12 protein-coding genes are annotated in these 12,157 nt (G+C 45.5%); 8 read left to right on the forward strand and 4 right to left on the reverse strand.

All coding sequences use genetic code 11. The features are described 5' to 3' along the window. Positions 1-3 precede the first annotated feature (3 nt). Both arsC and PLE7327_RS18905 read left to right on the forward strand, forming a co-directional pair. Positions 4-420, forward strand: coding sequence for an arsenate reductase, glutathione/glutaredoxin type (gene arsC, locus PLE7327_RS18900; RefSeq protein WP_015145377.1), 417 nt, complete (start codon positions 4-6; stop codon positions 418-420). 5 nt (positions 421-425) lie between these two features. Beyond that, positions 426-884, forward strand: a complete 459-nt coding sequence (locus PLE7327_RS18905) for a dual specificity protein phosphatase family protein (protein WP_015145378.1) — start codon at positions 426-428, stop codon at positions 882-884. Here the strand turns inward: PLE7327_RS18905 and PLE7327_RS18910 are convergent, their stop codons facing one another. Then, entirely contained in the window at positions 885-2,822 is a 1,938-nt protein-coding gene (locus PLE7327_RS18910) for a polysaccharide deacetylase family protein (RefSeq protein ID WP_015145379.1), read from the reverse strand. Positions 2,823-3,336: 514 nt separating this feature from the next. Beyond that, positions 3,337-4,485, reverse strand: a complete 1,149-nt coding sequence (gene thrC, locus PLE7327_RS18915; RefSeq protein ID WP_015145380.1) for a threonine synthase — start codon at positions 4,483-4,485, stop codon at positions 3,337-3,339. A gap of 455 nt (positions 4,486-4,940) precedes the next feature. Here thrC and PLE7327_RS18920 point away from each other — a divergent pair, with 455 nt between their 5' ends. The 5 genes from PLE7327_RS18920 to accD all read left to right on the forward strand — a co-directional run bounded on the left by PLE7327_RS18920 (position 4,941) and on the right by accD (position 8,048). Next, positions 4,941-5,606 carry a hypothetical protein gene (locus PLE7327_RS18920; protein ID WP_015145381.1) on the forward strand — a complete coding sequence of 222 codons (666 nt, stop codon included), beginning with the start codon at positions 4,941-4,943 and terminating at the stop codon, positions 5,604-5,606. A 144-nt stretch (positions 5,607-5,750) separates the two neighbouring features. Then, the gene (locus tag PLE7327_RS18925) at positions 5,751-5,969 is read left to right on the forward strand and encodes a hypothetical protein (protein ID WP_051036479.1); all 219 of its coding nucleotides are present in this window, start codon (positions 5,751-5,753) and stop codon (positions 5,967-5,969) included. A gap of 45 nt (positions 5,970-6,014) precedes the next feature. After that, the gene (locus PLE7327_RS18930) at positions 6,015-6,830 is read left to right on the forward strand and encodes an A24 family peptidase (protein ID WP_015145383.1); all 816 of its coding nucleotides are present in this window, start codon (positions 6,015-6,017) and stop codon (positions 6,828-6,830) included. A 52-nt stretch (positions 6,831-6,882) separates the two neighbouring features. Further along, positions 6,883-7,092 carry a hypothetical protein gene (locus PLE7327_RS18935; protein ID WP_015145384.1) on the forward strand — a complete coding sequence of 70 codons (210 nt, stop codon included), beginning with the start codon at positions 6,883-6,885 and terminating at the stop codon, positions 7,090-7,092. A 20-nt stretch (positions 7,093-7,112) separates the two neighbouring features. Then, positions 7,113-8,048, forward strand: a complete 936-nt coding sequence (accD, locus tag PLE7327_RS18940; protein ID WP_015145385.1) for an acetyl-CoA carboxylase, carboxyltransferase subunit beta — start codon at positions 7,113-7,115, stop codon at positions 8,046-8,048. A gap of 215 nt (positions 8,049-8,263) precedes the next feature. On the opposite strand, the gene dacB is transcribed toward accD, so the two are convergent. Together dacB and PLE7327_RS18950 are read right to left on the reverse strand one after the other, a co-directional pair. Beyond that, positions 8,264-9,133 carry a D-alanyl-D-alanine carboxypeptidase/D-alanyl-D-alanine-endopeptidase gene (dacB, locus tag PLE7327_RS18945; protein WP_015145386.1) on the reverse strand — a complete coding sequence of 290 codons (870 nt, stop codon included), beginning with the start codon at positions 9,131-9,133 and terminating at the stop codon, positions 8,264-8,266. 47 nt (positions 9,134-9,180) lie between these two features. Continuing rightward, positions 9,181-10,254, reverse strand: coding sequence for a J domain-containing protein (locus PLE7327_RS18950; RefSeq protein ID WP_015145387.1), 1,074 nt, complete (start codon positions 10,252-10,254; stop codon positions 9,181-9,183). 453 nt (positions 10,255-10,707) lie between these two features. Here PLE7327_RS18950 and PLE7327_RS18955 point away from each other — a divergent pair, with 453 nt between their 5' ends. Continuing rightward, complete coding sequence (locus PLE7327_RS18955; RefSeq protein ID WP_015145388.1) at positions 10,708-11,973, forward strand: serine protease; 1,266 nt, start codon at positions 10,708-10,710, stop codon at positions 11,971-11,973. The last annotated feature ends 184 nt before the right edge of the window (positions 11,974-12,157 follow it).

Genomic DNA, 12,157 nt, shown 5'->3' on the forward strand with positions numbered 1-12,157 from the left:
ACGATGAAAAAAGTGATGTTTGTGTGCAAGAAAAACTCTGCTCGTTCCCAAATGGCAGAAGGATTTGCTAAAACGTTGGGAGCAGGAAAAATCGAAGTCACCAGTTCGGGGTTAGAAGCGAGTCAGGTACGTCCAGAAGCGATCGCGACCATGAGAGATATCGGGATCGATATTAGCGACCAAACCTCGAAACCCCTAAGCGATTTTAGTCCAGAAAATTTTGACGCGGTGATTTCTCTATGCGGTTGTGGGGTGAATTTGCCACCAGAGTGGGTGACGCGAGAGGTGTTCGAGGACTGGCAACTCGACGATCCCGCAGAACAACCGGAGATCTTTCCCAGAGTACGAGATGAGATTAAAGAACGGGTGATGCGACTGATTGAATCCCTTGAAGCTGCATCAGTGGGACAAAGCGGATAGCAACAATGGATCGGCAAGCAATTGAACCGATTAGAGCAAACTTGTGGTGGGTAATTGAAGGTAAACTAGCTGGCGTTCGTAAGCCAACAGCAGAGGAAATATCCGAACTACACGAGGCGGGGATTGGGGCTATTGTCTCTGTAATGGACGACCCTTCTAATTTGGATTTGTATCAGCAAGCGGCTATGCCTCACCTGTGGTTGCCCACCAAAGGAGGCACGGCACCCACTACCGAACAGATTCAGCAGTTAAAGCATTTTGTTGAGATGCAAAATCAGTTAGGTCATGCCGTTGCGGTGCATTGTACCAGTGGCAGACGGCGGACGGGAACGATGCTGGCTTCTTACCTGATTCTATTGGGTTACTCTTATGATAAGGCAATGCAGACAATTTTGGATGCCAATCCTGATGTTGAACTACGAGAGGCACAGATTGCCTTTCTCAAAGAGTTAGCAGGAGAATAGCTACTTCTGTGGCTTACAAGAATCTGCATAAAGAACGCAGGGCAATCCCACATGACCTACACTTAGTGTCGGAGAAGGCGGAGGAAACAGCGCTACTACATGAGGAACGGGACGGGGGGTGTATCCTACTAGCGATTCTCCTTTATATGCGAGTGAAGTACTTGCGCCCGAATCTAACATAATCGCATCCCGCAAACCTAACTGATGCAAAATTTTTCCTAACGATACAGAATCAACAGGAGTTTTCGATACGCCGATCGCGGGTTGCCCGGCTTGGTTAATCCCCCAGAAGGCACGATGGCGGGATGCATCGAAGTCAAATAAGCTACCAAAGGCTTCGGCAGGTTGGGGTTTGCTGTTTTTCACCAGCCATGCCGCCCCAACAAAAGCATCTGTCACCCCCTCTGCATCCGAGGCTTCTGAGAGAATACCAGACAGGGTATTGTGTTTATCGGGATCGAAAGGAATAAACTTAACCCACTCAGAATTAATCAACACTAGCGGTCTTCCTTTCAGCTTGAGATTTTCTTTTACATTGCCAGGAATAAAGCCTCGATTTTGACTCAATACCGGACCAATCATCGCATTGGAGTCGAGGTATTTAAGAGAGAAAAAGCCGCCATCGACGGCTGCTACTGCCCCAGTTCCTCGCTTAATTTCTGGGACTTGATAGCGACTGTCTGCATGAATTGTATTCGGTTTGCCGCCAGTAATAAGAATTAAAGAAGTTCCGTCAACGGTATATTCTTCTCTATGGATGGGAGTATTAAAGTTAAATCCGCCATCATTTCTCGGCAGCGGATGACCTCCCCAAGCTTGCAACGCAATTTCCTCTAAGCGAGACTGTCCGAAGCGTCCAATTGCTAATAAATCGGGCGAGTCTCCGGCAAAATGTTCGCTGAAATCGTCCATCGAGAAAGCTGCCCGATAGCCTGCTGCTGTCACCCAATGTTTTACCCGCTCATCGTACTTTCCCACTGGGTAGGTAAAGTAACGGATAGGAATCCCTAATTTCTTCTCTAAGATACGTTTCGATTCTATTGTCTCTTCCTTTAAGCGATCGTCGGATAACTCGCGCAAATCGTCGGGATGGGTAGTGCCGTGGGAGGCAATTGTCACTAGGGGATCTGCCGCCATTTCTTGAAGTTGTTGCCAGGTTACGCCAGATCGCCCCGTTTTGCTGCCGATTTTGTTAATGTAAATGGAAAATACAGCCGGATAACCATAATTTTTTAAGAGAGGATAGACATATTTATAGTGACCGCCATAGCCATCATCAAAGGTTAGTAAAACTGGCCTTTCTGGAAGAGGAATTCCGGTTCGCAAATGGGCAATTAGCCAATCCATACTAATTGGCGTTATCCCCTGCGACTTAATGAATTTAAAATCTGCCTCTAGTTCTTGGGGCGTGACATCAAAAAAGACTTCTTTTTTTGGTAAAATATCGTGATACATCATCACTGGAACCTTAGCCAATTTTGCCTGTTGATGAATTTGCGGCCAAGGAGCTAGTTTAAGACTTTGAGATCGCGAATCTTGCCAGTTATTTAAGAAAATGTTTGAGTTTTTATTGGCAAGAGTTTTATCAGCTTCGCGATAGTCAGAATCGGCTAAATTTTTACAAGTTCGAGCGAGATGCTTGAGAAAATTGCGATCGCCAGAAGTTAAAGATGATGTTAAATCCTGTTTAACTAATGACGTAAAAGGCAAAGTTTCTAATTGGTTTAGCAAAGTTGCTGTTGGTTGAAACAAACAGGGCGGATCGAGATCGCTAAAAGTCAGAGGAAATAGCAAATCAAAAGGGAAAATTGATGATTCTTGCTTAGTTTCTGAGGTGACAGCTTTACTCAAAGTAAAAATACAAGCAGCGATCGCTAAAAAACCGCTAGAAATTGCCAAGAATTTATGATAGGATAATCTGTTAAGTAAAGAGCGCATATGTTTTTCTCAATCGCCTCAAAATAGAAAAACACAGGCATACTTTACTGTTTTAGTCTTAAGAAATAACTGTCAAAAAATTATCAAATATTTAAGAAATTTAAAAGGTTAAAAGTAAGCTATTTCATTCTAGTGGCCAGAGAATAAATTCTATGTCTACGATGCCAAAGTCCGTTTAAAATGGAATCTTGCACCATTCTCAACAACTGCTGTTGTCATTAATTTCCTGGCCGAGCGAAAAAGTCTTCTACAGAAGACCCGATAGGAATTTCAGTCGATTTTAATCGAGTTGAGCTTGGGTCCTAGAACTTTAGTTCCAGGCGTTGATGCCAAAGGTGCAAGATCTGAGTCTTATAGGACTTGATATTCGGGTTCCAAGAAATTGATTTTTTGATGAGATCGAGTCAGAATAAAATTACTCTGGGACAGAATTATCGGAAATTCTGCGATCGCCCCTACAACAAGCTTAGCGCGATCGCAAGCCGCTGCGTCTAAGACAGATCCTTGCTCCTCTTCAATCCGACACACCCTGCTCAAATCCCATCACCTTGGCAACTGCTGATAAATCCGGTGCAACTCCCGATCTAACGGCGTTATTACTATTTTTAATCGCACAATCGGGGTCTTTGAGTCCGTTTCCCGTGAGGACGCATACTACAGTAGCATGACTAGGCACGCGATCGCGCACTTTCAACAAACCCGCCACCGAAGCAGCCGAAGCGGGTTCGCAGAAAACGCCTTCATGAGATGCTAGGATGCGATAGGCTTCTAGTATTTCTGCATCCGTAACGGCATTGAATTCGCCTTGACTTGCCTCCTTAGCTGCCAACGCTTTCTCCCAGTTAGCCGGATTGCCGATACGAATGGCAGTCGCGATCGTTTCTGGATGGGGAATCGGTTGTCCGCTAATGAAAGGTGCCGCACCCGCTGCTTGAAATCCCATCATTTTCGGCAGGCGATCGCATTTTTCCTGTTGGCGATACTGACAAAATCCCATCCAATAGGCGCTAATATTCCCTGCATTGCCTACTGGAATACACAGCCAATCGGGGGCATTACCCAACACGTCAACAATTTCAAACGCTGCCGTTTTCTGCCCTTCCAAGCGATAGGGATTGACCGAATTAACTAGCGTAATCGGATAATTATCCGACAATTCCCGAACGATCTTTAACGCTTGGTCAAAATTCCCCTCAATAGCAATAACTTCAGCTCCATAAACCAAAGCTTGAGCCAATTTTCCCATTGCCACGTACCCGTCGGGAATCAAGACAAACGCTCGCATCCCCGCGCGGCGTGCATAAGCGGCGGCAGCAGCAGAGGTATTGCCCGTACTGGCGCAAATAACGGCTTTTGCCCCGGCTTCCTTGGCTTTAGAAATCGCCATCGTCATGCCCCTATCTTTAAAACTCCCCGTAGGATTTAAGCCGTCGTATTTGACGAAAACCCTAACCCCGCGACTGATGAGTTGAGAGATATAGGGAACGGGAATTAAAGGCGTGTTTCCTTCAAGCAAGGTCACTACTGGAGTTGCCGCGCTAACGGGGAGATAGGGGCGATAGGCTTCGATTAACCCCTGCCAGCCGAAAGTCGTTTTCTGAAGTCTGAATTCTGAAATACTCTCGTCCGTTGATTTTTGAGGTGTCAGAGGTTTAATTTCCATAAATATTCTTGCGTTCAGACTCCAGATAGCGTTATGTAAGTGTATGACAGCTTACTAAAGATCCAGTCCCCTATTTTACAAAAAGATTACGAAATTTGTAATGGAACACTTACCAACTTAGAAAGTCAAAGTTATCGACAACCCAGGACAGCGAACTGAAATCAAAAGAGCGATCGATCGCATCTAGCAAGATCTGCAAAAGGAGCGATTGTTTGTAAAAATTGAGACAGGTCATTGAAATTAGAAATTCCTAGCAAAGATTTGTTAAAATCTCCTTCATCCTTACAGGTTGTCTGAAAAGTATAGAATGTCATGTTGAACGTCGCGATCGCGAAGCAAAATATCTTATAGCAGTTTTCAGTTAGATGAGAAACCAAATTGGTCGATACTCAGAATGACAAAATGAACTTTTCAGATGTCCTCTTATACGATCCTATCGTTATTGCTTGAATACCATGCAAAAATTATTTAACTTCTGCGTCCGCTTGAGCGCGGCAATTTCTTTGCCAACCATTTTATTAACCCTCTCGATTCCTATCCGTCCTGCCGCAGCAGCAAATGAATTTAGCGTCTGCGTTAACGAACTGATCGATCGCGGCGTTCCAGCTCAGCAAGCCGGGGTAGCCTGTTCGGATGCGCTTATTCCCAAAGAATTATCTGAGTGTGTTAGCAAAATTAGAGAGGGAACCCCGATAAAGCCTGAAGAGGCTCTCACAGCTTGTTACAGAGTCAGAAGACCCGTCGATCTGGCTAACTGCGTGGTAGATATTCATGCAGAAGTTTTATCAGCTTCGACCCCTCAAGCTAACAAGTCGGAAACTTCCGCTAAAACCAACAAGAATGAGACTTCCCAAGTAACGACTCCAGAACCTCCCCCCGAAACAGAAGAACCTGGCGGCATCGAACCAACCGAATCGCCAGCCAAGGCAGATACAGAAGAATCTCCTTCTCTGGTGGCGTTAGACTCATGTCGTCGGAGTCTACTACCCGGTCGCCATTCTGAGTGCGTTATTGCTTTAGCTAAGAATGTCCCGAACACTTCACCAGTGACAGCAATGGCAACTTGTCTGTCGGCAGAAGATTTTCCCCGAGAGTTGTTTCCTGCCTTCACTAACAATTAATTTGAGCCAAAAATTTATGTTTGCTCCTCTAATCCTTGTGTACCATCTAAAATAGATAGAATTTTGGCTTTAATTGTTTAAAAGTGAGGGGAGAACGGAATCGTGGCACGAATACCGGAACAATCTCAGAACCCAAACAAACAGATGGAGATCCCAATCTTCTTAGATCCTTCGCTTTTGAGGGCAGCCCAGCGAATCTACCGCAATTATTGCACTTTGCAAAATAAAGTGGACAGGCGACCTTGCGGAGTTGCTATTAACCGCGATACCTATCGAGGTCAACTCATTTTTCGAGAAAATCCAATTTTGCTGCCCAGAGAGTGCTTTATCCCCCTAAAGCAACTTGAAGCCGAGGTTTTTTAAACAACTTTCGACACTTGAGATTAATAATTAGAGTAGTTCAAGGCGATGGACATCATGGTTGTAGCGATCGCGAGTATTTTTGCGTTCGCCTTAGGAGCTTGTATTGGTAGCTTTTTAAATGTAGTCGTTTATCGCATCCCCGCAAACTTATCCCTCATTCATCCCCCTTCCCGCTGTCCCCATTGCTTGCATCGGTTGGGTGCCACAGAAAACATTCCTGTTTTTGGCTGGTTGTGGTTGCGAGGTCGCTGTCGCTGGTGCAGAACGCCAATTTCCATGCGCTATCCTCTGGTTGAAGCAGCAACTGGCTTGTTATTCGTCCTGGTTTATTGGAAATTTGGTCTCAATCTAACTGCCGTTAGCTATTGGACTTTGTTGAGTTGGTTGCTAGCCCTATCGCTGATCGATCTCGATACGATGACCTTGCCAAACGCACTGACGCAATCGGGGTTGGTGGTAGGATTGGGCTTTCATACCCTGCAAGGCTGGCAGGAGGGTCACATCGCTAATTATTTAATGCTGGGGATTGGCAGTGCTGTCTTGGGAATCTGGCTATTTGATGCCATCCGTTTGATTGGATCGATCGCTTATGGACAAACGGCGATGGGAGGAGGCGATCCCAAATTGGCGGCAACGATCGGAGCTTGGTTGGGATGGAAGTATTTATTGGTGACTGGGTTCTTAGCTTGTGCGGCAGGCGCATTAATCGGAGGAGTAGCGATCGCGTTTGGGCGACTCAATCGCAGGCAGCCAATGCCATTTGGTCCGTTTTTGGCGCTGGGAGCCGTCTTGACAGTGTTTTTTGGAAATGAGATCGTATCATCTTATTTGAAAATCTTTTTTCCGCTTGGGAGTTGGTGATATTTGAGATCGCTATATCGGAGAGTATTCTTAGCTTGATACAATAAAACCTGTGTCATGGATCGTCGTAAGAACAACTCAAGCTCGCTGGGAAGCAGAACTAATGCAGCAAATACTGGCAGCTTATGACATTCCAAGTCGAGTCGTAGATATTGGGACTGGAGTTTATTGCGGTCAAGGAAGTCAAGCGGCTTTGCAAGTGCGATCGCAAGACCAGTGGACTGCCCTGCTGCTTTTGAGTTCGCCAGAAGATGAAAATTAGATATTTTATAGCAGATTCTTATGTCCTTATTTGATTGGTTTGCCAACAGACAAAAAGCGGAACCCAGTACCCAACAAAAGCAAGAAAGAGAAATTGCCGATGGATTATGGACGAAGTGCCAAGCTTGCGGGGTGTTAGCCTACACGAAAGACCTAAAGGCAAATCAGCTGGTGTGCAGCGAATGCGGCAACCACATGTTCGTTGACAGCGACGAACGCATCCGCCAGTTAATCGATGCTAATACCTGGAAGCTGCTAGGCGAAAATTTATGCCCGACCGACCCGCTACAATTCCGCGATCGCAAAGCCTACAGCGATCGTCTCAAGGATATGCAAGAGAAAACGGGTCTGCAAGACGCAGTACAAACGGGAACCGGATTAATCGACGGTCTGCCCGTTGCCCTTGGGGTGATGGATTTTCGCTTTATGGGCGGTAGCATGGGTTCGGTTGTGGGCGAAAAACTCACTCGCCTCATCGAACACGCCACTCAAGAACGCTTGCCCGTCGTCATTATCTGTGCTTCTGGCGGCGCGAGGATGCAAGAGGGGATGTTAAGTCTAATGCAGATGGCAAAAATCTCCGGCGCGCTGCATCGCCATCGAGAAGCTCGATTGCTTTATATTCCCGTCCTGACTCACCCGACCACGGGAGGAGTCACGGCAAGTTTTGCCATGCTCGGAGATATTATTCTGGCAGAACCCAAGGCAACCATCGGGTTTGCAGGCAAGCGGGTCATCGAGCAAACACTGCGAGAAAAGCTGCCCGAAGGCTTCCAGACTTCTGAATATCTCCTCCAGCACGGATTTATAGACGCGATCGTGCCTCGAACCCAGTTGAAGAAAACTCTGGCGCAGTTGATTAGTCTCCATCAACCTTTCTTCCCCGTGCTTCCTCACCTAAGTGCAGAACACCAGCATCGGGATGAATTGGTTAAGTTAGATTCAACCCAAATTTAGCGTGAGTTCGACAGACTGGTTCAAGAGGCATTCAGCAAGGGAGTTGATGCTGATGATTGCCTTCCCTTACCCTTTCCCCTTTCCCCCTTGCCTCGATCGCTTGAAAACACTGTCATCGAACTCACGTAAGGCTTTCGAGATTGGCAAAATGTCATTCACACAGAAGATGGCGCGGCGCGGGAAAGCGGACATCCCAACGCCAACACTTTGAAAAACTACTCGCAAGGCATCAGCATACTCAGTTGTACAACAATGTCATCAATCGTTTTGGAGAGAGCTTTTCCTGAGAGTCTGGGATGATTGCCGATGATGCTGAAAACTAGCGTTCCGTAGCGAGGATGCTCGACATAGCCAGATAAAGCCCTCACGCCCTTTAAAGTTCCTGTCTTAGCATGAACCATGCCTTGGGCTGGAGTATAGCGCATTCGATCTCTGAGCGTGCCGCTCATGCCTGCAACGGGTAAGGAAGCCAGAAAAATGTCTTTTCCTTGAGCATGGTACATTGCCTTGAGCGTCGAAACTATCGCTCTAGGCGTGGCAGCATTGCGCCTAGACAAACCAGAACCGTCCGCCAAACGATAACCATTGGGACTTACGCCTAACTGAGATAAAGCGCTTTTAGCAGCTTCAGCTCCGCCAATGAAACGAAATAAGACATCTGCGTAGTTGTTATTGCTTCTTTGATTGGTAATGGTTATCCACTCGCCGATCGATCGCGATCGAATAGTGCCATCAGGATCTAGTCTTTGCAGGGCAGCAGCAGTGGTAAATAATTTGGTATTAGAAGCAGGGATAAAATATTTATCGGCATTATGACTGTATAAAACTGTGCCATCACTCAAAGATTCGACGAGAATTCCCCAATTATTGGAATAATTGCCGATAATAGAGTTAATGCCGGGTTCTAGGAAAGCCGCGCATATCCCATTGGTTGAATTTTCTGGTGGGGGAACGTAAATATCTATAGCGTCTGCCCCGTTATAGAAAGTTGAAACAGTTTCATTAGCTAGGGCAGGATTTGACCAAGCGAAAGTCGCTGCCGTCATTAATGCCAGTGGAGTCAGCCGATGTTTTTTTTGATGCATGCGTTTTCTGGGGTGAGTAGCAGATTTAAGACTCTAGATTGTATCAGTTAACGAGAGAGTAGCGGTTTTAGCCATTCTCGAATTTTATCGAACAAATTGGCGTTATTTTTGATACTCATTCGTTCTGCCATGGAAGGAAATGGATGGAGAGATTGGTAGCGTTCGTAGGCGACATTAATTCGGGAAGTTACTTGCGTGGCATAGGGATGCTTGTTCAGATCGGGATGCCAGAGACGAATTAGGTTTTTATAGGCTCTCTCTACCTTTATGGGATCGGCAGAGGGAGATACCCCCAAAATTTTCCACCAAGGACTCGATTCATCGGCGATGAAGTCCTCCAAAACGGATCGATCTTCATCGAGCATTTGTTGAATCTTGTTCCAGGAGCTTCCATAACAGACTCGATAAACGGTATCCAATGCCTCTATACCAATTTGCTGGCTGGCTAACTCGTGCCACTCTTTGAAAGCTCGACGCATGGCTATCTGCACGCGCCAATCTAGATTGGCAAACTTGCCATCATCCATAGAGTCTGCAAAAGCTACCAATAAGTTCCCAACTTCTTTGGCACTTTTAAGGGACTTGCAGAATAAATCTTTTCCTTCTCCTAAAGCTGACAAAACTTGTTTGGCATAGCCTTTCGGTTCGGGTAACGTTAGCAGCAGCGACAACTCGCGACAAACCTTATCGGATTCGGGTTTATCTTTCCATTCCCAATAATGAATGCCCGGTTTTCCCAGTTGCCGAGTGTAAAACTCCTGCCAAAACTCAGTTGCAATACAAGCTAGAGGAGTCATTAAAGGAGTCGCCAATTCATAGACTTGACCTTTGAGGGCAGTTTCTGGAGCATCTTCTAGAAGACAAGCCAAAGGAGTCATGATAGGAGTGGCGAGTTGATAAGCTTGACCTCTCAAAGAGGATCGCGGGGCATCTTCTAAAAGACAAGCGAGTCGGTAGAATTTTCCTTTGGGAACGATTTGAGAGCGTTTAGGAATCTTGGCATGGGAGCGATCGCGAGAGGAATTTTTAGACGTATAGCTAATTACAGAAGTCGTGCAAATGCTTAAACCAAATAAAAAGAAACTCAGTAGGAGATTTTCATCGATAGGAATGACTCCCATGGCAATTTTCCTCGCGCGAGTGAGGCAGGCAGCTTTGACAAGATATTTACCAGATTTTTACCAGACTCAAGGGGGTTTTGGCAATGTCGCTTTTATATTTTCTTACTTAAAAAGCCTTACACCCAGAGCCGCTGACTAATTGCGAACCGACGTAGACTCCCACGCAGCGGAGGAGCATCGGCGAATCGGTATAAGATGGGGGTCGCGATCGCAAACCCTATCCGTACAAATTAATCTTGGATTTCGTTGCTCAAAAGCGACTTGCTACGAAACGCAGCGATCCTTCAATCTATACAGACTTTTTAGGTTAATTATGTTTACTTTATTTATTGCTCCAAAAAATTAATAAAAATTTTGATAAAATTTAGCATCTTTACATTTCTTTTATTTTATTAAGCAACGCCAATCTTTCTGCATAACATAGAAATGTAGAAATATTATATTTAAACCAATATGTTTTCTTTAAAAAAAACTATAGCCTCTCTAGCTGGAATTTTGCTGAGTTCCGTGACTGCTACTCCAGCTTTAGCAGAACTCTCAGTCGCGGAAATTAACTCAATTGCCAGGCAAACAACTGTTATTATTGCACCCGGACTAACACCAGAATTAGTCAAAGCTTTAGAAGAAAATCGCAATAATCCTCTAGCCAGAGAAAATAACCCAGATGGAGTTTGGAATCCTGGTTCGGGAGTCATCGTTGCCAGAAAAGGAACAACTTACTATGTTTTAACCGTTACCCATAACTTTAAACAAAATGATTTAGAACAAAATTTGTCCTATGGCATTCGCACCTGGGATGGCAAAGTTCATGTAGTCGAACAAGCCAATGATGGTAGAAAGTGCCCATTGATAGACGTACCATCTCTAAAACCCGTAACGAGATTCGGCTGTTATTCGATCGCGATTCCCAATAGAGTAGCAGGTCCCGATCTGGCTGTTGTTAGCTTTGAGAGCGAGCAAGAATATCCCGTCGCGTCCCTAGGTAACCCAAGCAAGATCGCAGGTACTGAAAGGATTTATGTGTCGGGGTGGCCCGATCCAGAAAAAGAACGAGATCCCCAGACAGGCAAGTGCCGGGGAAGGGTAGCTCGTCGTCAACGACGTTTGACTTGGGGCCCCGTCACCAGAATGATTCAACCAACCGAAGGTCAAAATGGCTATAGTATTTTTTATATCGATCGGACTCGTCCAGGGATGAGTGGCGGTCCTGTGTTCGATAGCAACGGCTTAGTCATTGGCGTTCACGGTCGAGGATCGGCGGACAAAGGGCAGCTATTGAGTCAATACTGTTCTCTGAATGCAATCCAGGGTAAGCTGGCGTTAGAGTCGGAAGATGTAACTAAGACGGTATCGGAAGCAGCCACCTACGAACCCCCAATTCTACATACTCGCTTTAGCAGCGCGCAAAATTTGAATAACTTTTTGACCTTGTGGGAGCAGCTAAAAATTAACCTCCCGTTTAATTGGCAGATTCCTTCGCGAGACTTCATTCAAAGAGCGCTATCTCCTATTCAAACCAATACGAGTGACAGTGGCGTTCTTGATATAGCTGTCGAGAAAGATATTACAGGAGCAATTGAGGATTCTGAGGATGTTGTAGAGGATATCTACGATCTTTACACGTTCAAGCTAGAAAATCAACTCAGAGATGAGCCATCGGCAGGATGTGCCAGTATTCTGCTGGGTGACGAACGAGAACGCTGCCGCAGAGATCGCTAATCTAATAGTTTTCAACTCATAGCTATTCTGGCGTTGCATATTAGCGGAATGATTTGAGGAATATTTCTTTGCGTCTTTGCAACGGACTATATTTCCATGATTATGCAACGCCAATTTTTCCGATCGCTTAAAGAGTCATTAAGGATTTTCACAATTTTCTATCCCATTAGAGCTAAGTTCGATA

Source organism: Pleurocapsa sp. PCC 7327, from assembly GCF_000317025.1.
Taxonomy (GTDB): Bacteria; Cyanobacteriota; Cyanobacteriia; order Cyanobacteriales; family Microcystaceae; genus Hydrococcus.